Origin of the sequence: Pseudomonas sp. Ag1 (assembly GCF_000278565.1) — a bacterium.
GTDB lineage: Bacteria > Pseudomonadota > Gammaproteobacteria > Pseudomonadales > Pseudomonadaceae > Aquipseudomonas.
In genome coordinates this window covers 55,096-79,100 of record NZ_AKVH01000094.1, presented here as the reverse complement: position 1 = coordinate 79,100, position 24,005 = coordinate 55,096, and the positions used below count along the sequence as shown (strand labels likewise).

19 protein-coding genes and 1 tRNA gene are annotated in these 24,005 nt (G+C 60.8%); 15 read left to right on the top strand and 5 right to left on the bottom strand.

Annotated elements, in window-relative coordinates; translation table 11 throughout:
- Positions 1-402: 402 nt before the first annotated feature.
- The 5 genes from dnaG to A462_RS19065 all read left to right on the top strand — a co-directional run bounded on the left by dnaG (position 403) and on the right by A462_RS19065 (position 8,898).
- Positions 403-2,364, top strand: coding sequence for a DNA primase (gene dnaG / locus A462_RS19045; protein ID WP_003211012.1), 1,962 nt, complete (start codon positions 403-405; stop codon positions 2,362-2,364).
- 67 nt (positions 2,365-2,431) lie between these two features.
- Positions 2,432-4,282, top strand: a complete 1,851-nt coding sequence (gene rpoD / locus A462_RS19050; protein ID WP_003211014.1) for an RNA polymerase sigma factor RpoD — start codon at positions 2,432-2,434, stop codon at positions 4,280-4,282.
- A 120-nt stretch (positions 4,283-4,402) separates the two neighbouring features.
- Entirely contained in the window at positions 4,403-8,146 is a 3,744-nt protein-coding gene (locus tag A462_RS19055; RefSeq protein ID WP_008434403.1) for a bifunctional diguanylate cyclase/phosphodiesterase, read from the top strand.
- A 15-nt stretch (positions 8,147-8,161) separates the two neighbouring features.
- Positions 8,162-8,238 (top strand) — tRNA-Ile (locus tag A462_RS19060).
- A 147-nt stretch (positions 8,239-8,385) separates the two neighbouring features.
- Positions 8,386-8,898, top strand: coding sequence for a cupin domain-containing protein (locus A462_RS19065; protein ID WP_008434401.1), 513 nt, complete (start codon positions 8,386-8,388; stop codon positions 8,896-8,898).
- 89 nt (positions 8,899-8,987) lie between these two features.
- On the opposite strand, the gene A462_RS19070 is transcribed toward A462_RS19065, so the two are convergent.
- The 4 genes from A462_RS19070 to A462_RS19085 form a co-directional block, all read right to left on the bottom strand.
- Positions 8,988-9,389, bottom strand: coding sequence for a type II toxin-antitoxin system HicB family antitoxin (locus A462_RS19070; RefSeq protein ID WP_003211020.1), 402 nt, complete (start codon positions 9,387-9,389; stop codon positions 8,988-8,990).
- 55 nt (positions 9,390-9,444) lie between these two features.
- Positions 9,445-9,627, bottom strand: coding sequence for a type II toxin-antitoxin system HicA family toxin (locus A462_RS19075; RefSeq protein ID WP_003211022.1), 183 nt, complete (start codon positions 9,625-9,627; stop codon positions 9,445-9,447).
- Between the two features lie 185 nt (positions 9,628-9,812).
- Positions 9,813-11,066: an amidase gene (locus A462_RS19080; protein WP_008434398.1), complete on the bottom strand. Its 1,254-nt coding sequence runs from the start codon at positions 11,064-11,066 to the stop codon at positions 9,813-9,815.
- A gap of 10 nt (positions 11,067-11,076) precedes the next feature.
- The gene (locus A462_RS19085; protein WP_003211024.1) at positions 11,077-11,502 is read right to left on the bottom strand and encodes a VOC family protein; all 426 of its coding nucleotides are present in this window, start codon (positions 11,500-11,502) and stop codon (positions 11,077-11,079) included.
- A 113-nt stretch (positions 11,503-11,615) separates the two neighbouring features.
- Here A462_RS19085 and A462_RS19090 point away from each other — a divergent pair, with 113 nt between their 5' ends.
- Entirely contained in the window at positions 11,616-12,482 is an 867-nt protein-coding gene (locus tag A462_RS19090) for a LysR family transcriptional regulator (protein ID WP_003211026.1), read from the top strand.
- Positions 12,483-12,524: 42 nt separating this feature from the next.
- On the opposite strand, the gene A462_RS19095 is transcribed toward A462_RS19090, so the two are convergent.
- Complete coding sequence (locus A462_RS19095; RefSeq protein ID WP_008434394.1) at positions 12,525-14,885, bottom strand: glucose/quinate/shikimate family membrane-bound PQQ-dependent dehydrogenase; 2,361 nt, start codon at positions 14,883-14,885, stop codon at positions 12,525-12,527.
- Positions 14,886-15,046: 161 nt separating this feature from the next.
- Between A462_RS19095 and A462_RS19100 the strand changes: the two genes are divergently transcribed.
- From A462_RS19100 to pqqE, 9 genes are all read left to right on the top strand, one after another.
- On the top strand, positions 15,047-15,529 hold the full coding sequence (locus tag A462_RS19100) for an Lrp/AsnC family transcriptional regulator (protein ID WP_050543199.1): 483 nt from the start codon (positions 15,047-15,049) through the stop codon (positions 15,527-15,529).
- Positions 15,530-15,696: 167 nt separating this feature from the next.
- A complete protein-coding gene (locus A462_RS19105; protein ID WP_032899288.1) occupies positions 15,697-17,379 on the top strand; it encodes a flavin monoamine oxidase family protein in 1,683 nt (560 codons plus the stop codon).
- A 10-nt stretch (positions 17,380-17,389) separates the two neighbouring features.
- Positions 17,390-18,184, top strand: a complete 795-nt coding sequence (locus A462_RS19110) for a carbon-nitrogen hydrolase family protein (RefSeq protein WP_008434389.1) — start codon at positions 17,390-17,392, stop codon at positions 18,182-18,184.
- A gap of 51 nt (positions 18,185-18,235) precedes the next feature.
- Positions 18,236-20,608: a pyrroloquinoline quinone biosynthesis protein PqqF gene (gene pqqF, locus A462_RS19115; RefSeq protein ID WP_008434387.1), complete on the top strand. Its 2,373-nt coding sequence runs from the start codon at positions 18,236-18,238 to the stop codon at positions 20,606-20,608.
- Positions 20,609-20,767: 159 nt separating this feature from the next.
- On the top strand, positions 20,768-20,842 hold the full coding sequence (pqqA, locus tag A462_RS33330) for a pyrroloquinoline quinone precursor peptide PqqA (RefSeq protein ID WP_003194766.1): 75 nt from the start codon (positions 20,768-20,770) through the stop codon (positions 20,840-20,842).
- 77 nt (positions 20,843-20,919) lie between these two features.
- Complete coding sequence (gene pqqB, locus A462_RS19120; protein ID WP_003211040.1) at positions 20,920-21,831, top strand: pyrroloquinoline quinone biosynthesis protein PqqB; 912 nt, start codon at positions 20,920-20,922, stop codon at positions 21,829-21,831.
- An 11-nt stretch (positions 21,832-21,842) separates the two neighbouring features.
- A complete protein-coding gene (gene pqqC, locus A462_RS19125; RefSeq protein ID WP_003211042.1) occupies positions 21,843-22,595 on the top strand; it encodes a pyrroloquinoline-quinone synthase PqqC in 753 nt (250 codons plus the stop codon).
- A complete protein-coding gene (gene pqqD, locus A462_RS19130; RefSeq protein ID WP_003211043.1) occupies positions 22,592-22,867 on the top strand; it encodes a pyrroloquinoline quinone biosynthesis peptide chaperone PqqD in 276 nt (91 codons plus the stop codon). Before pqqC ends, pqqD begins: the two co-directional genes overlap by 4 nt.
- Positions 22,860-23,999 carry a pyrroloquinoline quinone biosynthesis protein PqqE gene (gene pqqE, locus A462_RS19135; protein ID WP_008434380.1) on the top strand — a complete coding sequence of 380 codons (1,140 nt, stop codon included), beginning with the start codon at positions 22,860-22,862 and terminating at the stop codon, positions 23,997-23,999. The genes pqqD and pqqE overlap by 8 nt, the downstream gene beginning before the upstream one ends.
- Positions 24,000-24,005: the final 6 nt, after the last annotated feature.

The window sequence follows — 24,005 nt, the reverse complement described above, 5'->3', positions numbered from 1 at the left end:
GCCGGGCTGTTGGCATTTGCGGATATCGCTTGATGCTTCACCGTTGACGCCGCACACGCGACTGAAACGAACTGCTTCACACGTCAGGACTGGCTCTTTTGCCAGCGGTGCACGTCTCTTCTGACGAGCCTAACAAGGCTACTGACGAGCACACTTATTTTTTAACAGGCGATCAACAGGTCGGCTGCGCCCACCGATGAGCTTCCGAGGCCCCCACATGGCCAAGACCGGACTCCCGGGCAACATTTCTACGCCGGGCACTGATCGGAACTAACGTCAGTGAATGTTCGGCAGATACACTTCCTGACAGACCAAGCAGACGACAGTAGATCGAGCCGCACAACACGCGCGCCTTGAGCACTTTGCGGGCCCTCTTTTACACGCAGTGATGACGAGAACGCCATGGCCGGGCTAATTCCCCAGAGCTTTATTGACGACCTTCTGAACCGCACCGACATCGTCGATGTTGTCAGCTCGCGCCTGCAGATGAAAAAGGCCGGCAAGAACTACACCGCCTGCTGCCCGTTCCACAAGGAAAAGACGCCGTCGTTCAGCGTCAGCCCCGACAAGCAGTTCTACTACTGCTTCGGCTGCGGCGCTGGCGGCAACGCCCTCGGCTTCATCATGGACCACGACAACCTGGACTTCCCCCAGGCCGTCGAGGAACTGGCGAAAGCCGCCGGCATGGAAATCCCCCGCGAAGAAAGTGGCCGCCCGCACAAACCGCGGCAACCCACCGATTCGCCGCTGTACCCGCTGCTTACCGCTGCTGCCGACTTTTACCGCCAGGCACTGAAAAGCCACCCGCAGCGCAAAGCCGCCGTCGATTACCTCAAGGGCCGCGGCCTGACCGGTGAAATCGCCCGCGACTTCGGCCTCGGCTTCGCCCCGCCGGGCTGGGACAACCTGTACAAGCACCTGAGCAGCGACACCCTGCAGCAAAAAGCCATGATCGACGCCGGCCTGTTGGTGGAAAACGCCGAGACCGGCAAGCGTTATGACCGTTTCCGCGACCGCGTGATGTTCCCGATCCGCGACAGCCGCGGCCGCATCATCGCGTTCGGCGGCCGGGTGCTGGGGGACGACAAGCCCAAATACCTGAACTCACCGGAAACCCCGGTGTTTCATAAAGGCCAGGAACTCTACGGCCTGTTTGAGGCGCGCAAGAACAACCGCAACCTCGACGAAATCATCGTGGTTGAAGGCTATATGGACGTGATTGCCCTGGCCCAGCAAGGTTTGCGCAACGCCGTGGCGACCCTGGGCACCGCGACCAGCGAAGAGCACTTGAAGCGCCTGTTTCGCGTGGTGCCCAACGTACTGTTCTGCTTCGACGGCGACCAGGCCGGCCGCAACGCAGCGTGGCGTGCCCTTGAGTCGACCCTGTCGAGCCTGCAGGACGGGCGGCGCGCACGCTTCCTGTTCCTGCCCGAAGGTGAAGACCCGGACACCCTGGTCCGCTCCGAAGGCACCGACGCGTTCCGCGCGCGCATCAACCAACACGCACAACCGCTGGCCGATTACTTTTTCCAGCAACTGACCGAAGAGTCCGACCCGCGCTCCCTCGAAGGCAAGGCCCACATGGTCACCCTCGCGGCCCCGCTGATCGACAAGGTTCCGGGCGCCAACCTGCGCACCCTGATGCGCCAGCGCCTGCTGGAAATCACCGGCTTGAGTGGCGAGGCCGTCAGCCAGCTGGCCCGCAGCGCGCCGCAAGAGGCGCCGCCGGCCTACGACCCGGGCATGGATTACGACGCCATGCCGGACTATTCCGACTTCCACCAACCGCAGGAGGCCTACACGCCCCAGCAGGAGTGGACACCGAAGAAACCCGGCGCCGGCGGCAAGAAATGGGACAAGAAACCCTGGGACAAAAACGGCAAACGTGGCGGTGACCGTGACGAACCGCGCGGCCCACGCGTCCCAGCAGCAGTAGAGCCGCCCACCATGGCAGCCCTGCGTACACTTTTGCACCACCCGCAACTGGCACAAAAAGTCGAGGATGCGGGGCACTTTGCGGCCGAAGACCACACCAATACGCAACTGTTGGTGGCCCTGCTCGAAGCCGTACAGAAGAATCCTAAGCTAAACTCATTCCAGCTGATTGCACGCTGGCACGGCACCGAACAGGGCCGTTTGCTGAAGGCATTGGCAGAAAAGGAATGGCTGATTGATGGCGATAACCTTGAACAACAGTTTTTCGACACCATTACTAGCTTGGTAGCTCGTCAACGCGAGCGAAACCTGGAACAACTTCTTCGAAAAGCGCGTCAGAGTGAATTGACCGCCGAAGAGAAAAATCAACTGCGCGACCTTTTAAGTCGCAATGTTTCCGCATCAAACCCGACCTCAGCTGGCGTGTGAGGTCATAGCTCGGGTATAATCCTCGGCTTGTTTTTTGCCCGCCAAGACCTTCAGTGGATAGGGTGTTATGTCCGGAAAAGCGCAACAGCAGTCTCGTATCAAAGAGTTGATCACCCTTGGTCGTGAGCAGAAGTATCTGACTTACGCAGAGGTCAACGACCACCTGCCTGAGGATATTTCAGATCCAGAGCAGGTGGAAGACATCATCCGCATGATTAATGACATGGGGATCCCCGTACACGAGAGTGCTCCGGATGCGGACGCCCTTATGTTGGCCGACGCCGATACCGACGAGGCAGCCGCTGAAGAAGCAGCCGCCGCGTTGGCAGCGGTCGAGACCGACATCGGTCGCACGACTGACCCTGTGCGCATGTATATGCGCGAAATGGGTACGGTAGAGCTGCTGACACGTGAAGGCGAAATCGAAATCGCCAAGCGTATCGAAGAGGGCATCCGTGAAGTGATGGGCGCAATCGCGCACTTCCCTGGCACGGTTGACCACATTCTCTCCGAGTACACTCGCGTCACCACCGAAGGTGGCCGCCTGTCCGACGTCCTGAGCGGTTATATCGACCCGGACGACGGCATTGCGCCACCTGCGGCTGAAATTCCGCCACCGATCGATGCCAAGGCTGCGAAAGCAGACGACGACACCGACGACGACGAAGCTGAAGCCAGCACTGATGACGAAGAAGAAGTCGAAAGCGGTCCGGATCCGATCATCGCAGCGCAGCGCTTTGGCGCGGTCTCCGATCAGATGGAACTGGCTCGCAAGGCCCTGAAGAAGCACGGTCGCGGCAGCAAGCAGGCAACTGCTGAATTGCTGGCCCTGGCTGAACTCTTCATGCCGATCAAACTGGTACCGAAGCAATTCGAAGGCCTGGTTGAGCGGGTTCGTAGCGCCCTTGAGCGTCTGCGTGCACAAGAGCGTGCGATCATGCAGCTCTGTGTCCGTGATGCGCGCATGCCGCGTGCCGACTTCCTGCGCCAGTTCCCGGGCAACGAAGTCGACGAAAGCTGGACCGACGCACTGGCCAAAGGCAAAAGCAAATACGCTGAAGCCATTGGTCGCTTCCAGGCCGACATCGTTCGTTGCCAGCAGAAGCTGACTGCATTGCAGACCGAAACCGGTCTGACGATTGCCGAGATCAAGGACATCAACCGTCGCATGTCGATCGGTGAGGCCAAGGCCCGCCGCGCGAAGAAAGAGATGGTTGAAGCGAACTTGCGTCTGGTGATCTCCATCGCCAAGAAGTACACCAACCGTGGCCTGCAATTCCTCGATCTGATCCAGGAAGGCAACATCGGCTTGATGAAAGCGGTGGACAAGTTCGAATACCGTCGCGGCTACAAGTTCTCGACTTATGCCACTTGGTGGATCCGTCAGGCGATCACTCGCTCGATCGCCGACCAGGCCCGCACCATCCGTATTCCGGTGCACATGATCGAGACGATCAACAAGCTCAACCGTATTTCCCGGCAGATGCTGCAGGAAATGGGTCGCGAACCGACCCCGGAAGAGTTGGGCGAACGCATGGAAATGCCTGAGGATAAAATCCGCAAGGTATTGAAGATCGCTAAAGAGCCGATCTCCATGGAAACCCCGATCGGTGATGACGAAGACTCCCATCTGGGTGACTTCATCGAAGACTCGACCATGCAGTCGCCAATCGATGTTGCTACCGTTGAGAGCCTGAAAGAAGCGACTCGCGACGTACTGTCCGGCCTCACTGCCCGTGAAGCCAAGGTACTGCGCATGCGCTTCGGCATCGACATGAATACCGACCACACCCTTGAGGAGGTTGGTAAGCAGTTCGACGTTACCCGTGAGCGGATTCGTCAGATCGAAGCCAAGGCGCTGCGCAAGCTGCGCCACCCGACGAGAAGCGAGCATTTGCGCTCCTTCCTCGACGAGTGATCACAAAAACCCCGGCCCAGGCCGGGGTTTTTGCTTCTACAGATTAAATCCTCGCTGACTCCCCTCCCCCGCAATGCCCGTCTACACTCGAAACATTCCCCGTGCCATAACGAGACCGTTATGCCCAGATTGCCGACCGTGTTACTGCTGTCGCTGCTGACCTGGACCGCAACGGCTGGCGCGTTGACTCTCACCGATGAAGAGCGTGGCTGGCTGGCGGACCACCAAGAGTTGCGCCTGGGCGTCGACGCCTCTTGGCCACCCTTTGAATACCGCGATGAAGATGGTCGCTACCAGGGCCTGGCCGCTGATTATGTGCGGCTGATGCAGGATCGCCTTGGCGTCAGGATCAAACTGATCGAGCCGGTGAACTGGAGCGCCGTGCTGGAACAGGCCCGCAACAACCAGCTCGACCTGCTGCCGGGCATCATGTCCACACCGGAACGCCAGGGTTTCCTGTCGTTTACCCGGCCTTATCTCGACTTCCCCATCGTCATCCTCGCCCACGAAGGCGGCCCGCAACCACGCAGCCTCAAAGACCTGTACGGGTTGAAGGTGGCCGTGGTGGAAAACTACGCGCCCCATGAACTGCTGCGCACTCACCACCCGGACCTCAACCTGGTGGCCATGCCCAATGTCAGCGCTACGCTGCAGGCCCTGGCCACCGACAAGGTCGACGCCGTAGTGGGCGATCTGGCGTCCAGCGTGTGGAGCCTGCGCCAACTCAAGCTGGAAGGCCTGTACATCAGCGGCGAAACGCCTTACCGCTATCAGTTGGCCATGGGCGTACCCAAGGACGACAAGATGCTGGTGGGCATCCTCGATAAAGTCCTGGCCGACATCAGCCCGTCTGAGACCGAGGCCATCCAGCAGCGCTGGGTCGGCAACGTCATCGACCACCGGACGCTCTGGACGGATGTGCTGCTCTACGGGTTGCCTGCCGTGCTGTTGCTGAGCATCGTGCTGGCCGTGGTTATTCGGATCAATCGTCGGCTCAGCTCGGAAATTTCCCGCCGGGTCGCCCTCGAACAGGAACTGCGCAGCAGCGAATACCACTATCGCGGCCTGGTGGAGAGCCTTTCCGCGATCGCCTGGGAAGCCAGCATCAGCGATTTCACCTACAGCTACGTGTCGCCCCACGCCGAGGAACTGCTGGGTTACCCCCGTGCCCACTGGCTGATCCCGGGCTTCTGGCGCAACATCATCCACCCCGCGGACCTGACCCGCACCGAATCCTATTGCTACGCCGAAACCCGGGCCAACCGCGACCACAGTGTCGACTACCGGGTGATCACCGCCGATGGACGCTGCCTGTGGGTGCGGGACATCGTCAGCCTGATCGAACACGGCCACGAGCCCGTGCTGCGCGGCCTGATGATCGACATCAGCGAGGCCAAGCGCACCGAGGAAGCGTTGCAGCTTTCGGAACAGAAATTCGCCTCTGTGTTCCAGCAATGCCCGGACATCCTGGTCATCGCCCGGCTGTCGGACGGCTGCCTGATGGAGGTCAATAAGGCATTCGAAGACCAGATCGGCCTGAGCGCCGAAGCAGTCGTAGGAAAAACCGCCACTGAACTGAATATCTGGGGCATCCAGGGCGTAGGCCCCGGCCTGCTGCAACGGGTACAGACCACCAGCATCCGCAACCTGGAAATGCCCTTCCTGCGCAGCAACGGCCAGGCCTTCACCGGACTGATCTCCGCCGAACCCTTTCAACTGGATACCACCGAAGCCCTGGTCGTGGTGGTGCGTGACATCACCCAGCTGAAAGAAACCCAGCAGCGACTGCAGACCTCCGAAGAGAAATTCGCCAAGGCCTTTCATGCCTCTCCCGACGGCCTGCTGTTGTCCCGCCAAAGCGACGGTTTGCTGATTGAGGTCAACGAAGGATTCAGTCGAATTACCGGCTTTAACAGCGTGATGTCACTGGACCAGTCAACCCTGGACCTCGGGATCTGGGTCGACCTGAACGAACGCAAAGATATGTTGGAGCGGCTGCAACGGGATGGATTTGTCCGCGACTTTGTCTGCCACATCCGCCGCAGCGACGGCGAAATTCGCCTGTGTGAAGTCTCCAGCGGCCCGCTGCCCATCGGCGACGACGACTGCATGCTGACCATCGCCCGGGACATCACCGAACGCCAACTGATGCAGGAAAAACTGCAACAGGCCGCCACCGTGTTCGAGAGCACGGCCGAAGGCGTACTGATCACCGACACCCGGCAAAATATCAGCGCCGTGAACCGCGCCTTCAGCGAGATCACCGGCTACAGCGAAGCCGAGGCCCTCGGCCAAACCCCGCGCCTGCTTGCCTCGGGCCTGCACGACAGCGCCTTCTACGCCGCCATGTGGCACCAACTGACGGCCAACGGCCACTGGCAAGGCGAGATCTCCAACCGGCGCAAGAACGGCGAGCTGTACCCCAGCTGGCTGACCATCAGCGCCGTGCGCAACCGCGAGGAGTCGATCACCCACTTCGTCGCCGTGTTTGCCGACATCTCCAGCCTCAAGCACGCCCAGGCGCGCCTCGATTACCAGGCCCACCACGACCCGCTGACCGGCCTGCCCAACCGCACCCTGTTTGAAAGCCGCCTGCAAGCCGCCCTCAACAACCAACAGGAAACCGGCAGCCAGGGCGCCGTGCTGTTCCTAGACCTCGACCGTTTCAAACACATCAACGACAGCCTCGGCCACCCGATTGGCGACCTGCTGCTCAAGGACATCGCCGTTCGCCTCAAGGACCAACTGCGAGACGTCGACACCGTCGCGCGCCTGGGCGGTGACGAATTCATCATCCTGCTGCCCGGCCTGCAACAAGCCAGCGACGCCGAACACCTGGCCAATAAGCTGCTGGCCTGCTTCACCCCACCATTCCAGGCGGGCGAGCATGAGTTCTTCATCAGCGCCAGCATCGGCACCAGCCTGTACCCACGGGACGGCAACGACGTCGCCACCCTGGTCAAAAACGCCGACGCCGCCATGTACCGCTCCAAGGCCAAAGGCCGCAACCGCGTCGAAAGCTACACCCAGGACCTCACCGCGCAAGCCAACGAGCGCGTGGCCCTGGAACACGAACTGCGCCGAGCGATCGAGCGCGACGAATTGTCTCTCTATTACCAGCCGAAACTCAGCCTCGACACCCAACAACTGATCGGCGCCGAAGCCCTGATTCGCTGGCGCCACCCCACCTTCGGCGAAGTGCCGCCCGAGCACTTCATTGCCCTGGCCGAAGAGAACGGCATGATCCTGCAGATTGGCGACTGGGTACTGGAGCAGGCCTGCCGACAGATGCACGACTGGCGAGAAATTTTTGATGACTTCGGCCCGCTGTCCGTCAACCTCGCCGGCGCGCAACTGCGCCACCCCAACCTGCTGGCGCGCATCGAGCAACTGCTGCGGGACAACCGCCTGGAGCCTGGCTGCCTGCAACTGGAGATCACCGAAAACTTCATCATGAGCCAGGCCGAAGAGGCGCTGGAGGTGCTGCACCAGCTCAAGCATCTGGGCGTGCAACTGGCCATTGATGACTTCGGCACCGGCTATTCGTCCCTCAGCTACCTGAAACGCCTGCCGCTGGACTTCCTGAAGATCGACCAATCCTTCGTCCGTGGCCTGCCCGACGACCCACACGATGCGGCGATCGTGCGCGCCATCATCGCCCTTGGGCACAGCATGCAATTCACCATCATTGCCGAGGGCGTAGAAACGCCGGCCCAGCAAGCGTTTCTGGCGGCTGAAGGTTGTGAGCAGATGCAGGGCTACATCGTCAGCCTGCCGCTGCCGCCGGACCTTTTCGCCGCTACGTTCCTTCGTATGAGCGTTTCGGACTTTTCGGATGGCACAGCGAAGAAACCATCGCTATAATCCGCGGCCTACTGAGGGCCTATAGCTCAGTTGGTTAGAGCAGGGGACTCATAATCCCTTGGTCGTAGGTTCGAGTCCTACTGGGCCCACCATCTTGAAAGCCGCGCATTGCGCGGCTTTGTCGTTTCTGGCGCGCGTGAGTCGTGCAGCAATGAAACATTAGTTAGTTGTCCCGAACGGCTACGGCACTGACCATGATTCCCAGTCAACGCCAATTCAGCACGAGGGAAACTTGTTCCATGCATCAGCAAAAACGCTCGCCGCGCAACGCAATCCACGGCCTGGGCATACGTGCCACAGCCGCCGTCGCAATCACCCTCGCAACCTTGAGCGGCGCACAAGCCGCCCCCGCCGCCACTGACTCCATCAAGGCATTCAAGCTCTGCACCGGCGCCGACAACAATTCGCACGTACTGGAAGGCACCATCGACCAGAGCATGCGCAATGACGTGACCGCCGTTCACTTCAAGCAAACGGCGGCGCATTCCTCGTATAGCTGGCATAACGACCCGGAGCCACAGTACGTCATGACGCTGTCCGGCACCCTGGCGTTCGTGACACGCGGCGGTGAGAAGTTCACGTTGCATCCGGGTGAAGTACTGATCGCCGAAGACAACACCGGCACAGGGCATCGCTGGAATCTGGTGGACGATCAACCGTGGCGGCGAGGGTACGTGGTGCTGAAGCCGGGCGCGCCGGATTCATTTATCCCGAACGATGCTGCCGCTGCGAAGGTGTGCAAGGGGTCGTAGTCTCGCTGATCACACCTCCTCGAATAAAAGAAAGACTTACGCTTTGCGGTGTAAGCCTTTTTTGTACTGCGTGCTCTACCGGCCCGTTATCAAACGGAAAGTTCGCGCAAAGCCGCCGTCGCCAGGAACCCAGAGCGCGAGGCATAGCGATGGTCTTTTTGCACTCGCTCATCGATACGATTCAAAAGTTGCTCAGGCAGTGAGGCGTTGAACCTGACTGACTTGCCCAGGTAAGGAGTGAGATCAAAGTCGATCACCGCCCACACGCCACCCGCAAAGTCCGGATTCTCCAAATGGACGTCGACCTCTCTAGCCTGAGGAAGCCGCTCCTCATCAGCAACCAATCCCTCGAGGTGCAGCGCTAAAGCTTCGCGGACATTATCCAGAGCTTCGGAAAAGGTTGTGCCCGCAGAAAAGCAACCTGGCACGTCCGGGACGGTCACGCTGTAATCTGAATCAGCGTCTTTGTGTATCACCACTGGAAATTTCATTTTTCCTCCTTTGAATGAGCCGCAGCGGGATCATTCACCACATAACCTACGGTCATCACTTCAGGCCTGCTGATTTCAAAATGCTGTGCAAGGTCCCCTTGGCTATCTCTGATTTAGGATGAGGAACCGTCACCCGGCCGGGCTTGGTTGAGTGCTTGAATTGATGGTGACTGCCTTTCGCCGCCACCTCAAACCATCCATCCGCCATCAGCAAGTCAATTACCTCTCTGCTTCTCATCGCGCCCGCTCCACAGTGTGTATCTTACACACCGAAGGTATCCTGCAGCATCTTTTATACACACAGGACACACCAATGAAAAAAGCCCGCTCATTTCTGAACGGGCTCATGCGAAGAATATGATGACGACGCCTATCGCCGCTTCGCCAGCGAACTAATGTCAGTTTTTGTGCCTTGACTGACTCTCAGCTTACCAACGCATTAACAATGACTTGCGCCGTACCTAGCAACGGCGCATCCCCTCTAAACGCCCCAATTACCTGCAACCCCACCGGCAACTCCCCTTCCCCACGCATCACCGGTACATTCACCTGCGGCAAGCCAAACGCGCCCCAGAACTTGATGAAGTCCGACGGGCCCGTGGTCGCCAACCCCACCGGCGCCAGCATCCCGCAGGGAACACTCAACATCGCATCAAACGGCTGGCAGATTTGCGCAAGCTGCGGGGCCAGTTGTACCAAGCGGGCCTTGGCTGCCGACTCCTGCTCCCAACTCGTCGTCTGGGCGCGCTCGATCATGGCCAACGTCGAGTCGCTGAGTAGTTCGGGATGAGACTGAAACTCCTTGGCCAATGAACGGGCACCTTCGCAATCGTTGATCAACTGGTGATCGTCGAATACTCCGTCGAACGCTTCAGGCAACACGACCTCACTGACAAGAGGCCCCAACCGTGCAACCGCTCGTTCAATAGCCTCGGCCACCAACGGCTGCACATCCGACCAGCGAGAGGTACGGCAGAAACCAAGCCGCAAGGGCCGACGCCCCGCCTCAACAGCCGGAAACCCAGGGATCAACACCCGCGCCACCCGCTCAAGATCACGCACCGAACGGCCATACCAACCCACGGTATCGAAGCTCGGCGCCAGGGGTTTCACGCCTTCTAGCGAGACCAGTCCAAACGACGGTTTGAAGGCATACAACCCGCAATAAGCGGCTGGCTTGAGCAGCGACCCAGCCGTCTGGGTACCCAACGCCAACGGGAAAAACCCGGCCGCCATCCCCGCCGCGGAACCCGCGCTGGAGCTACCCGGCGTGCGGGACAGATCGAGCGGATTACGCGTCGGCCCTGTGTGCATGTAGGCAAATTCGGTGGTGTGGGTCTTGCCCATGATGATCGCGCCCGCCTGTCGTAGCAGCGTCACCACATGGGCATCCCGCGATGGACGATTACCCAGGTAAATCGGCGAATAGAATTCCGTTGGGTGGTCGGCGGTATCAAAGATGTCCTTGACCCCCACGGGCAAGCCCGCCAGCGGACCGGAACAGCCTTCAAGCTGCAACGCCTGCTCGCGCACCGCCTCAGCGTCGAAGGATACAAACGCCTGGATATCTGGTTCGTCGACACCTATGCGCGCAAGAAAGTGTTCAGCAACCAAAGCCGGCGTAATCGCCCCCGAACCCACCGCCACGGCGATGCCCGTTGCATCCAGGCCATTCATCAAGGCGCCCTCATTTGGCAAACAACTGCCCAATGTCCTTGAACGCCTTGAACTCCAGCGCGTTGCCGCACGGGTCAAACAGAAACAACGTCGCCTGCTCGCCCACCTGGCCTTTGAAACGAATATGCGGTTCCAACACAAACTGGGTATTGCGCGCCTGCAAACGCTCCGCCAACGCATGCCAATCATCCCAACTCAACACCACGCCAAAATGCGGCACCGGCACGTCGTGACCGTCTACCGCATTGGTGTGCGCCGCCTCTTGAGAAGCGGTTTTCGGATGCTCATGAATCACCAATTGATGCCCGAAGAAGTCGAAGTCGACCCAGTGATCACTGGCTCGTCCCTCCTCCAACCCAAACACCTCGCCATAAAACTGCCGCGCTGCCGCCAGGTCGAATACCGGAATTGCCAGGTGAAAAGGAGCCAGTGCCATCAGGTTTAACCTCTATGGGTATTAAGTCCTTGCGAGTCTAGCCTTGCCGTAACCGATGGAAAGACGATAATTTTCGCAGCGAGCTCAAATTATTTTGATCAATCGAGACGCCCATGCTGCGGGAACTGAAAACCTTTATCGCCGTTACCCGCCATGGCACGTTCGCCGCAGCGGGCATGCATATCGGGCTGACGCAATCGGCGGTGAGTGCGCAGATCCGTCAGTTGGAGCAGGTGCTCGGCGTGCAGTTGTTCGACCGAACCGGGCGCCAGGCCACGCTGAACGCGGCGGGGATCCGCGCGCTGCCGCTGGCCAGGGAAATTCTCGAGACGTTCAACCGCATGGCTGTGCCGGTGGATGCCAATGAGTACAGGGGCGAGTTGAAGGTCGGCGCCATCACCACCGCCCAGACCGGCCTGCTGCCCCAGGCCCTGGTGCGTTTGCGCCAGGCGGCGCCGACGGTGGAGTGCAAGTTGGTGCCGGGAGTTTCCCTGGAGCTGCTCAGCCAGGTGGATGCAGGCGAACTCGACTCGGCGATCATCATTCGCCCACCCTTTGACTTGCCCAAGGAACTGCACGTGCAACTGCTGCGCAGGGAGCCGTTTGTGTTGATCGCGCCGCTGACGGTCGAGGGGGATGACCCGCTGCAACTGCTCGCCGCTCATCCTCACGTGCGCTACGACCGGGCTTCGTTTGGCGGGCGGCTGGTCAGTCGCTTTCTGCGGGATCAGCGGCTGGACGTGCAAGTGGCGCTGGAACTGGACGAGATTGAGGCGCTGGTCAAAATGGTCGAATGCGGCCTGGGCGTTTCACTGGTTCCCCACGCCGGACTATGGCTGGACCGATCCCCGCAGGTGCGTGTCATCCCGCTGGGCGAGCTGACCTTTAACCGGGAAATCATCTTGCTGAGCCGCTACAGCCAGCGCAACCTTCCGGTGCCACAACTCTTTGCCCGATGCCTGCTGGCAGACACAATCTAAGACGCAAAAAAAAGCCGCACATCCGTGCGGCTTTTTCACGCCCTATTTCTTGGGCAACGCGTAGGCAATCACATAATCCCCACGGTCCGGCGACTGTCGCGCGCCGCCAGCGGTGAGCACAATGTACTGCGTGCCGGTCTTGGGCGACACGTAGGTCATCGGCCCCGACTGGCTACCCACCGGCAGCCGTGATTTCCAGATCTCGTTGCCGTTGCCGGTGTCGAAAGCGCGCAGGTAGAAGTCCTGGGTGCCGGCGAAAAACAGCAAGCCGGACTGGGTGGCCAGGGACGCGCCAAGGGTCGGCATGCCGATCGGAATCGGCATGTGCATGCGGATGCCCAGCGGCCCGGTGTCTTCAACCGTACCCACCGGCACTTGCCACATCAGCTTGTGGGTTTTCAGGTCGATGGCCGACAGGGTGCCGAACGGCGGCTTCTGACACGGAATGCCCGCCGCCGAGAGGAAGCGCTCGCGCATCGCACCGAACGGCGTACCTTCTTGCGGCACCACGCCCATTTCGATGCCACTGGCACCGGCGGCAATCTTGTCGCGCGGGATCATGTAGTTGGCCAAACCCAGGCGCATGTCGTTGACGAACATGTAGTGGGTGTTCGGGTCCACTGACACGCTGCCCCAGTTCATTCCGCCCAGGGAGCCCGGGAATTGCAGCGCGCGGTCCAGGCCTGGCGGCGTATAGACGCCCTGGTGGCGCATACCCTTGAACTGGATGCGGCACATCAACTGGTCAAACGGCGTGGCGCCCCACATGTCGGATTCGGTCAGTTGCTGATTGCCGATCGAAGGCATGTCCACCGAGAACGGCTGGGTCGGCGAATAACGTTCGCCGGGCACATTGCCCTGGGGCACCGGGCGCTCTTCTACCCGGGCGATGGGCACGCCGGTTGCGCGGTTGAGCAGGAAGATTTCACCTTGCTTGGTGACTTGGGCCAGTGCCGGTTGCACGCCGCCGTTGCCATCCGGAATGTCGTAGAGCAGCGGCTGTGCCGGCAGGTCAAAGTCCCACAGGTCGTGGTGAGTGGTCTGGAAGTGCCAGCGCACCTGGCCGGTCTTCACGTCGATGGCGACGATGGAGGAGCTCCACTTGTCGTCATAGGCGGTACGTTCACCGGCGAAGAAATCCGGGGTGGCGTTACCGGTAGGCAGGTAGACCAGGCCGAGCTTGGCGTCGTAGGACATGGCCGACCATACGTTCGGCGTGCCACGGGTGTAGGTCTCTCCTGCAGGTGGGCGTTTGGTGGTGTTCGGGTTGCCCGGATCCCAGGCCCACACCAGTTCGCCGCTGTGCACGTCAAAGGCGCGCACCACGCCTGGCGGTTCACCGGTGGAGAAGTTGTCCGCCACACGCCCGCCCACGATCACCACATCGCCCGCCACCAGTGGCGTCGAGGTTTGCTGGTAATAACCGGGCTTCACTTCGCCCATGTCGGTCTTCAGGTCGACGGTGCCGTGGTCGCCGAAGTCTTCGCAAGGCGCGCCGGTTTCAGCATTGATCGCAATCAACCGGGCATCGCCGGTCGGCAGAAACAGACGTTTCACACAGGCTTTGGCGCCGGCGGGTTGCTCGCTGGCACTGCTGTCGAAATACCCCAGGCCACGGCAACGCTGCCAGTTGGGGCCGCTGCCCTGGGGATCGAATTTCCAGCGTTGGGCACCGGTATCGGCATCCAGGGAAAACACTTTGCCGTAGGCGGTGCACACGTAAACGCTGTCACCGATCTGCAGCGGGGTGTTCTGGTCTTCGGCACCGGCGCCATTGCTCTCGGGGATGTCGCCGGTGTGGAAGGTCCAGGCCACCTGCAACTTGTCGATGTTGCCTTTGTTGATCTGGTCCAGCGCGGCAAACCGATTGCCGGCGGTGGTGTTGCCCCAGTGGGCCCAGTCTTTTTGCTCGGTGCCCGGCGTTACCGCAGTCACCGCAGGCTCACTGCTGGCCTTGACCACGTGGGTCGGTACAAACATGTACGCCAGGGTGGCGACCACGCCCAGGCCCAGCAGCCCGGCAACGCCATAGGCGCCGCGCCCGGGTGTCGATCCGGAAGCGCGGGCGAGCTGGGGATAAATCAGCGCGACTACCAGGCCGATGACGGCGAAGGTCAGGACTCGCGAAACCAACGGCCAGTATTCCAGACCGGTATCCCACACCGCCCAGATCGCAGTCAGCACCAATGCCACGGCGTACAGCCATGCTCCCTGAGGCCGGCGCTTGGCGATCAGCACACCAGAGACCAGCATCGCCAGGCCCATCAGCAGGAAATACCAACTGCCGCCCAGCACTACGAGGTAACCGCCACCGCCTGCCAAACCCAGGCCGATCAAGGCGATCAGCAGGCCCAGCCCAACCAGCAACCATCTGCTGCCGGTGGCAGCCCCAAAGTTATTCATCGCGCAAACGTCCTTCCTGTATACCTAACGCAAAATAATGTACCAAACAGTTACTTTTCACAATCTGGCACAAAATAATGTGTTCGATCAGCGGCGAAAATAAATTCCCGGCGGGGCGGGCAGTATCGCCAGGACCGAGCCTGTAACATGCTCGCCCATTGATGCCCGCGCCGGAGAACACCTTGCCCGCCTCTCACCCTCCCGTCCTCGATGAAATCGATCGCCAGTTGATCGCCGCCTTGCAGATCAACGCGCGTGAAAGCGTGGCCATGCTTGCCCGGCAACTGGGCATCGCGCGCACCACCGTCACCTCACGCCTGGCGCGCCTGGAAAAAACCCAGGTGATTACCGGCTATGGCGTGCGCCTCAGCCAGCGGGTGGTGGACGGTGGTTTGCAGGCCTACGTGGGGATCACCGTGCAACCGCGCTCCGGCAAGGAAGTGCTGCGCCGGATCAGTGCCATGGCGCAGGTTCAGCAGTTATGTGCGGTAAGCGGCGAGTTCGATTACGTGGCCTGGCTGCGCACCGATTCGCCGGAACAGCTGGATCAACTGCTGGACCAGATCGGCAGCGTCGACGGCGTGGAGAAGACCACCACCTCGATCATCCTCAGTAACAAACTGGATCGCGGCCAACCAATCTGACCAGCAAGCTCGTCACTCTGACTAAAAACAATTCAATCCGACGACACATTGCGTCTTATTAACGAACGCTACGCTCCCTAGAATGGCTGCCATCTTTTCCTATACTCAGCGGGTCGCGCCCCGCCGAGCCGCCAGCAAGGTCAGCCATGAGCATTCCTTCCAGCACCATCAGCAAGACCAATCGCCACCCCGCCACCGGTAAAAAGCCGATCACCATCTTTGGCCCGGACTTCCCGTTTGCCTTTGATGACTGGATCGAGCATCCGGCGGGCCTGGGTAGCATTCCGGCGGCCAACCACGGCGCCGAAGTGGCGATCGTCGGCGCCGGGATTGCCGGGCTGGTAGCCGCCTATGAGTTGATGAAGCTGGGCCTTAAACCCGTGGTGTATGAAGCCTCGAAAATGGGTGGCCGCCTGCGCTCCCAGGCGTTTGAAGGCGCCGAAGGCATCATTGCGGAACTGGGTGGCATGCGTTTCCCGGTGTCCTCTACCGCGTTCTACCACTATGTAGACAAGCTCGGGCTGGAGACCAAACCCTTCCCCAACCCGCTGACGCCGGCTTCCGGCAGCACGGTCATCGACCTCGAAGGCCAGACGCACTACGCACAGAAACTCGCTGACCTTCCTGCACTGTTCCAGGAAGTGGCTGACGCCTGGGCCGACGCCCTGGAAGCCGGCTCGCAGTTCGCCGATATCCAGCAAGCCATCCGCGACCGTGACGTACCGCGCCTGAAAGAGCTGTGGAATACGCTGGTTCCGTTGTGGGACGACCGCACCTTCTACGACTTCGTGGCGACCTCCAAAGCGTTCGCCAAGTTGTCCTTTCATCACCGCGAAGTGTTCGGCCAGGTCGGCTTTGGCACCGGCGGCTGGGACTCGGACTTCCCCAACTCGATGCTGGAAATCTTCCGCGTGGTGATGACCAACTGCGACGATCACCAGCATCTGGTGGTCGGCGGCGTCGCCCAAGTGCCCATGGGCATCTGGCGCCATGTGCCGGAGCGTTGCGCCCACTGGCCCGAAGGCACCAGCCTCAGTTCCCTGCACAACGGTGCGCCACGGGCCGGGGTCAAGCGCATTGCCCACGCCCCGGACGGCCGTTTCGCCGTCACCGACAACTACGGTGACACCCGCGAATACGCCGCCGTGCTGACCACCTGCCAGAGCTGGCTGCTGACCACCCAGATCGAGTGCGACGAAACCCTGTTCTCGCAAAAGATGTGGATGGCCCTGGACCGCACCCGCTACATGCAGTCGTCGAAGACCTTCGTGATGGTCGACCGGCCATTCTGGAAGGACAAGGATCCGGAAACCGGCCGCGACCTGATGAGCATGACGCTGACGGATCGCCTGACCCGCGGCACCTATCTGTTCGACAACGGTGACGACAAGCCGGGGGTGATCTGCCTGTCCTACTCCTGGATGAGCGATGCGCTGAAAATGCTTCCGCAACCCATCGAGAAACGCGTGAAACTGGCTCTGGATGCACTGAAGAAGATCTACCCGAAAGTCGACATCGCCGCGCGGATCATCGGCGATCCGATCACCGTGTCATGGGAAGCAGACCCGCATTTCCTCGGTGCTTTCAAAGGCGCACTTCCCGGCCACTATCGCTACAACCAACGGATGTATGCGCACTTCATGCAGAAGGACATGCCGGCGGAGCAACGCGGTATTTTCATTGCCGGTGACGACGTGTCCTGGACCCCGGCGTGGGTTGAAGGCGCCGTGCAAACCTCGCTGAACGCGGTGTGGGGCATCATGACTCACTTCGGTGGCAGCACTCACCCGCAGAACCCGGGGCCGGGGGATGTGTTCGACGAGATCGGGCCGATCGCACTGCCCGAGTAAGGAGTTGCCCATGCGTGTTGCCCTGTATCAATGCCCACCTTTGCCGCTGGATGTGGCCGGTAATCTCAAGCGGCTGCATCAGCTGGCGCAAGAGGCCAATGACGCCGACCTGCTGGTGCTGCCGGAGATGTTTCTCACCGGCTATAACATCGGCGTGGAAGCGGTCGGCGCCCTGGCTGAAACCCAGGACGGTCCCGCTGCCCAGTCCATCGCCGCGCTGGCGAAAAACTCGGGCGTGGCGATTCTGTATGGCTATCCGGAGCGCGGTGCAGACGGGCAGATCTACAACGCCGTGCAGTTGATAGACGCCAACGGCCAACGCCTGTGCAACTACCGCAAGACCCACCTGTTTGGCGACCTCGACAACTCGATGTTCAGCGCCGGGGACGATGATTTTCCGCTGGTGGAATTGAACGGCTGGAAGCTGGGTTTCCTGATTTGCTATGACCTGGAATTCCCGGAGAACACCCGGCGCCTGGCGCTGGCCGGGGCGGAGTTGATCCTGGTGCCGACGGCCAATATGGTGCCCTTCGATTTCGTCGCCGATGTGACCGTGCGGGCGCGGGCTTTTGAAAACCAGTGTTATGTGGCCTACGCCAATTACTGCGGGCAGGAAGGCGAGATCCAGTATTGCGGGCAAAGCAGCATCGCCGCGCCGGATGGCCAGCGGATTGCCCAGGCCGGTCTGGATGAAGCGCTGATCGTGGGCACACTCGATCGGCAGTTGATGGTCGACTCACGCGCGGCCAATCGCTACCTGCTGGACCGTCGTCCCGAGCTTTATGGGGCGTTGCACAAGCACTGATCCCGGCTGCTTTGCGCTAGCATAGGCACTTCCTACGTTTCGGAAGTGCTCATGCCTGCGCCGGCCCACCCTCATCACCTTCAATTGACCCTGGCCAGCGGCCTGCGGGTTTCCTTGCATCATGCGCCGCGCTTGAAGCGCGCCGCGGCTGCCTTGCGCGTTGCAGCGGGCAGCCACGATGTACCCTTGGCGTGGCCGGGACTGGCGCATTTTCTTGAGCATTTATTGTTCCTGGGCACCGAGCGTTTTCCTGCAAGCGAAGGGCTGATGGCCTACGTCCAGCGCCAGGGTGGGCAGGTGAATGCCAGCACCCGCGAGCGCACTACCGACTTTTTCTTTGAGGTGCCTGTTACGGCATTTGAAGCCGCACTGGAGCGCCTGGGGGACATGCTCGCCCATCCGCGCCTGGCCCTGGAAGACCAGTTGCGTGAGCGCGAAGTATTGCAGGCGGAGTTTATTGCCTGGTCGCAAGATGCCACGGCGCAACAGCAACAAGCGTTGCTGGGAGGTGTTGCGGCGGATCATCCGTTGCGCGCGTTTCATGCGGGCAACCGGGATAGCTTGGCGGTAGAGCGTGAGGATTTTCAGCAGGCGTTGCGGGATTTTTATGAAGGTTTCTATCATTCCGGGCAGATGACCTTGAGCCTTGCGGGCCCTCAGTCGCTGGTGGAGCTGGAGGCATTGGCGCATCAGTTTGGCGCTGCGCTGAAGACTGCACCTCTGCGGCGACAGACGCCGGCGCCAGCGTTGCTGGCCGGCAATCAACGTACCTATCAACACACCGATGAACACCACTGGCATCAGGTGGTGGCAAGCGAGGCTTCCCCTGAGGCGCTGGATTTCCTCTGCCTGTGGCTGAACACTTCGGCGCCCGGCGGGTTGCTCGCCGAGTTGCAGTCGCGGCAGTTAGTCAGTGCCATTAACGCAACGGCGCTGTATCAATTTGCCGGACAGGCGTTGTTGGATATCAAGTTCACCCTGGACACTCAGGGTGCGCAGCAGACGACACTGATCGAAGAACTGCTGCACGACTGGCTGAGCTTTTTCGCACACAGTGACTGGGCGCCCCTGCGGGAAGAGTACGCCTTGCTGCTTACTCGCAAACAACAGGTCAGTGGTGCCCTGGCATTGGCCCGGCAGGCCAACGAACTGGTCATGTCCGAGCAAAGCGCCAGCTCCCTCAAGACCCTGCTGGACTCGCTGCAATTGCCGCCGTCCCGGCACGCCTGGCAACTGCCGCCCACCAATCCGTTCCTGCAGCCGGCAGCCAGGGAAGAGCGCCCGGGGCTGATTCGCGGGCAAACCAGCGCCCATCGCGGCCTGCGCACGTTCGCCCAGGATCGCTCCCGTGGGCGGAAGGACCTTTCGGCGCTGACCTTCAGCCAGGCCTTGCCAGGCGACACAGATGAAGGTGCGCTGTACCTGCGCTGGCATCTGGATTCGCCGCTGGATGCGGAGCTTTTCCCACGGCTGCGTGAGAACGCCAGCCAGGCTGGCGTTCAGTTGTCTTTCGAGACAATCGGCGGTCACTGGCAGCTGAAGATGGTAGGGCTGCACGAACCCATGCCCGCGATATTGGAGGAAGTGGCACGCGAGCTGACCCGGCTCGGCGAAAATGCCGGAGCGTCATCCTCCCCGGCGCCGGCAATGGCGATCCGGCAGTTACTCAAGGCATTGCCCGGGTATTGCGCCGACACCCCAGCTGCACAACAGGTTGCTGGGCGAGACCGATGGTCAACCGCTCGCTGGCAAGGGCTCGCCGTGGGGCTGCCCGCCGCCTGCGAGACGGGGATAAAAAGTGCAGCCGGGAAACTGCCCGGCCAACCCCAAGCGGCTATCAGCAAACTGCCGTCAATCAGCAGCCAGCATCGTTGGCACGAAGTCAGGACCGATTCCAGCGACGCCGCGTTGCTGCTGTTCTGCCCGACACCCACACGTTCCCTGGCGAACGAGGCTTGCTGGCGCCTCCTCGCACATCTGGTGCAAGCGCCGTTCTACCAGCAACTGCGTGTTGAGCTTCAATTGGGCTACGCGGTGTTCAGCGGCATCCGACAGTACAACGGGCAAACCGGCCTGCTGTTTGGGGTGCAATCCCCAAGCGCGTCTCTTGCGCAAATACTTGATCACCTGCAGGCGTTCCTGAAGCAACTGCCCGCGCTGATCAACGCCAGCGAACTGCCGAACGATCTGGCCCGGCAATTTTCCCTCGACGCCCTACCCACTTCCCAAGCCGCTGAACTGCTCTGGCACGCGCACTTGGCAGGCCACCCGTCGGATTACATCCAGCAGCTGCAAGATTTCATCCAGACCCGCACCCGCGAGGATTTAATGGTAGCTGCACAGCAACTCGATGCTGCTGCAGGCGGATGGTGCTGTGTGGCCAATGGCGCTTGTGCCGCCGGCTCCTGGCAACGATCTGGCTGATCATTGCCGCTTCGGTAAAAGGCTTTTTCCCGCAGGACAGCGCTATCTTCAAAAGAAGTACGTAACATTCACATGCACACATCTGAACATCTCCGCTTGGAGGTGGACTATATGTATTACTTGGTAGTAAACGTCCCTTCCCTTCGTAGGAGTAAGAACATGACCTGGTCCAAACCTGCTTACACTGATCTGCGTATCGGCTTTGAAGTCACCATGTACTTTGCCAGCCGCTGATTGGCTTTGTATCGCAATGCAACGCCTCGGCTCGCCCGGGGCGTTTTTATTTTTGAGTTGTGTGTAATGGAGCGGCCATGTTTGTCCAGATTCTAGGTTCCGCCGCCGGCGGTGGTTTCCCGCAATGGAACTGCAACTGCGTGAACTGTGCAGGTTTTCGCGACGGCAGCCTGCGGGCCGAGGCGCGTACCCAGTCGTCCATCGCGATTTCCGATGACGGCGTGAACTGGGTGCTGTGCAACGCCTCGCCAGATATCCGCGCCCAGCTTCAAGGCTTCGCCCCGATGCAACCGGGCCGCGCGCTGCGGGATACCGGCATCAGCGCGATCATCCTGATGGACAGCCAGATCGACCACACCACCGGTCTGCTCAGCCTGCGCGAAGGCTGCCCGCACCAGGTGTGGTGCACCGACATGGTCCATGAAGACCTGAGCACCGGCTTCCCGCTGTTCACCATGCTGACCCACTGGAACGGCGGCCTGGCCTGGAACCGCATCGAGCTGGACGCCAGCTTCACGATCCCCGCCTGCCCCAACCTGCGCTTTACGCCATTGCCGCTGCGCAGCGCGGCACCGCCCTACTCGCCTCACCGATTCGACCCACACCCGGGCGACAACATCGGCCTGATCGTCGAAGACCTGCGCACCGGCGGCAAGCTGTTCTATGCGCCGGGCCTGGGCAAGGTTGACGCACCGTTGCTGGAAATCATGGCCGGCAGCGATTGCCTGCTGGTGGACGGCACGATGTGGGACGACGACGAAATGCAGCGCCGTGGCGTCGGCACCCGCACCGGTCGCGAGATGGGCCACCTGGCACAAAACGGCCCCGGCGGCATGCTGGAAGTGCTGGAGCAGTTGCCCAAGCAGCGCAAGGTGCTTATCCACATCAACAACACCAACCCGATCCTGGATGAAGACTCGCCCGAGCGAGCCGAGCTGCTGCGACGCAATGTAGAAGTGGCGTACGACGGCATGAGCATTGAATTGTAGGAGCGAGCCAAATGACTGACACACCGCTGACCACCGCCGAGTTCGAACAGGCCCTGCGCGCCAAGGGCGCCTTCTACCATATCCATCACCCGTATCACGTGGCGATGTACGAAGGCCGCGCCACCCGCGAGCAGATCCAGGGCTGGGTCGCCAACCGTTTTTATTACCAGGTGAACATTCCCCTCAAGGACGCCGCGATCCTGGCCAACTGCCCGGACCGGGAGATTCGTCGTGAGTGGATCCAGCGCCTGCTGGATCACGACGGCGCTCCCGGCGAAGACGGCGGCATTGAAGCCTGGTTGCGCCTGGGACAGGCCGTCGGCCTCGACCCGGATCAACTGCGCTCCCAGGAGTTGGTACTGCCGGGCGTACGATTTGCGGTAGACGCCTACGTCAACTTCGCCCGCCGGGCCAGCTGGCAGGAAGCCGCCAGCAGTTCCCTGACCGAGTTGTTCGCCCCGCAGATCCACCAGTCGCGCCTCGACAGCTGGCCCCAGCATTACCCATGGATCGACCCCGCCGGCTACGAGTATTTCCGCACCCGCCTGGGCCAGGCTCGCCGGGATGTGGAGCACGGTCTGGCCATCACCCTGCAGCACTACACCACCCGCGAAGGCCAGGAGCGCATGCTGGAAATTCTCCAGTTCAAACTGGACATTCTTTGGAGCATGCTCGATGCAATGAGCATGGCTTATGAACTGAAACGCCCGCCGTATCACAGCGTGACCGACCAGCGTGTATGGCATAAGGGGATCACCCTATGAGCTTCGATCGCAGCAAAAAACCGACCTGGCGCCAGGGCTATCGTTTCCAGTACGAACCGGCGCAAAAAGGCCATGTGCTGCTGTACCCGGAAGGCATGATCAAGCTCAACGACAGCGCCGCGTTGATCGGTGGCTTGATCGACGGCGAGCGCGATGTCAGCGCAATCATCGCCGAGTTGGACAAGCAGTTCCCTGGCGTGCCCGAGCTCGGTGAAGACATCGAGCAATTCATGGAGGTTGCCCGTGCTCAGCACTGGATCGAACTTGCCTGACCTGCCACCCAAGCCGGAAATCGGCCTGCCGCTCTGGTTGCTGGCCGAGTTGACCTACCGCTGCCCGCTGCAATGCCCGTATTGCTCCAATCCGCTGGATTTCGCCGAGCAGGGCAAGGAACTGAGCACGGAACAGTGGATCAAGGTATTTCGTGAAGCCCGGGAAATGGGCGCTGCGCAACTGGGGTTTTCCGGCGGTGAGCCGCTGGTGCGCCAGGACCTCGCCGAACTGATCGCCGAGGCGCGCAAGCTGGGTTTCTATACCAACCTGATCACCTCCGGCATCGGCCTCACCGAGCAGAAGATCAGCGACTTCAAGAAGGCCGGCCTGGACCATATCCAGATCAGTTTCCAGGCCAGTGACGAGCAAGTGAACAACTTGCTGGCCGGCTCGAAAAAAGCCTTCGCGCAAAAACTCGAAATGGCCCGGGCAGTGAAAGCCCATGGCTACCCGATGGTGCTGAACTTCGTCACCCATCGGCACAATATCGACAAGATCGACCGCATCATTGAGCTGTGCATTGCCCTGGAAGCGGACTTTGTCGAGCTTGCCACCTGCCAGTTCTACGGCTGGGCCCAGCTCAATCGTGTCGGCCTGTTGCCGACCCAGGAACAGCTGGTGCGCGCCGAACGCATCACCAACGAATACCGCGCCAAGCTCGAAGCCGAAGGCCACCCGTGCAAGCTGATATTCGTCACGCCGGATTACTACGAGGAACGCCCGAAAGCCTGCATGAATGGCTGGGGCAGCATCTTTCTGACAGTAACGCCGGACGGTACTGCCCTGCCGTGCCACGGCGCCCGACAGATGCCGGTGCAATTTCCCAATGTGCGCGACCACAGCATGCAACACATCTGGTACGACTCGTTTGGCTTCAACCGCTTTCGCGGCTACGACTGGATGCCCGAGCCGTGCCGTTCATGTGACGAGAAGGAAAAGGACTTCGGTGGGTGCCGCTGCCAGGCGTTCATGCTGACCGGAGATGCCAGCAACGCCGACCCGGTGTGCAGCAAATCGGAGCACCACGGCATGATCCTCCAGGCCCGCGAAGAAGCGGAGCACGCCACCCAGACCATCGAGCAACTGGCCTTTCGCAATGAGCGCAACTCACGGCTGATCGCGAAAGGCTGAGGTCTT

Coding starts and splice junctions, on each gene's coding strand:
- dnaG (WP_003211012.1), top strand. CDS start 403: ATGGCCGGGCTAATTCCCCAGAGCTTTATTGACGACCTTCTGAACCGC.
- rpoD (WP_003211014.1), top strand. CDS start 2,432: ATGTCCGGAAAAGCGCAACAGCAGTCTCGTATCAAAGAGTTGATCACC.
- A462_RS19055 (WP_008434403.1), top strand. CDS start 4,403: ATGCCCAGATTGCCGACCGTGTTACTGCTGTCGCTGCTGACCTGGACC.
- A462_RS19065 (WP_008434401.1), top strand. CDS start 8,386: ATGCATCAGCAAAAACGCTCGCCGCGCAACGCAATCCACGGCCTGGGC.
- A462_RS19070 (WP_003211020.1), bottom strand. CDS start 9,389: ATGAAATTTCCAGTGGTGATACACAAAGACGCTGATTCAGATTACAGC.
- A462_RS19075 (WP_003211022.1), bottom strand. CDS start 9,627: ATGAGAAGCAGAGAGGTAATTGACTTGCTGATGGCGGATGGATGGTTT.
- A462_RS19080 (WP_008434398.1), bottom strand. CDS start 11,066: ATGAATGGCCTGGATGCAACGGGCATCGCCGTGGCGGTGGGTTCGGGG.
- A462_RS19085 (WP_003211024.1), bottom strand. CDS start 11,502: ATGGCACTGGCTCCTTTTCACCTGGCAATTCCGGTATTCGACCTGGCG.
- A462_RS19090 (WP_003211026.1), top strand. CDS start 11,616: ATGCTGCGGGAACTGAAAACCTTTATCGCCGTTACCCGCCATGGCACG.
- A462_RS19095 (WP_008434394.1), bottom strand. CDS start 14,885: ATGAATAACTTTGGGGCTGCCACCGGCAGCAGATGGTTGCTGGTTGGG.
- A462_RS19100 (WP_050543199.1), top strand. CDS start 15,047: ATGCCCGCGCCGGAGAACACCTTGCCCGCCTCTCACCCTCCCGTCCTC.
- A462_RS19110 (WP_008434389.1), top strand. CDS start 17,390: ATGCGTGTTGCCCTGTATCAATGCCCACCTTTGCCGCTGGATGTGGCC.
- pqqF (WP_008434387.1), top strand. CDS start 18,236: ATGCCTGCGCCGGCCCACCCTCATCACCTTCAATTGACCCTGGCCAGC.
- pqqB (WP_003211040.1), top strand. CDS start 20,920: ATGTTTGTCCAGATTCTAGGTTCCGCCGCCGGCGGTGGTTTCCCGCAA.
- pqqC (WP_003211042.1), top strand. CDS start 21,843: ATGACTGACACACCGCTGACCACCGCCGAGTTCGAACAGGCCCTGCGC.
- pqqD (WP_003211043.1), top strand. CDS start 22,592: ATGAGCTTCGATCGCAGCAAAAAACCGACCTGGCGCCAGGGCTATCGT.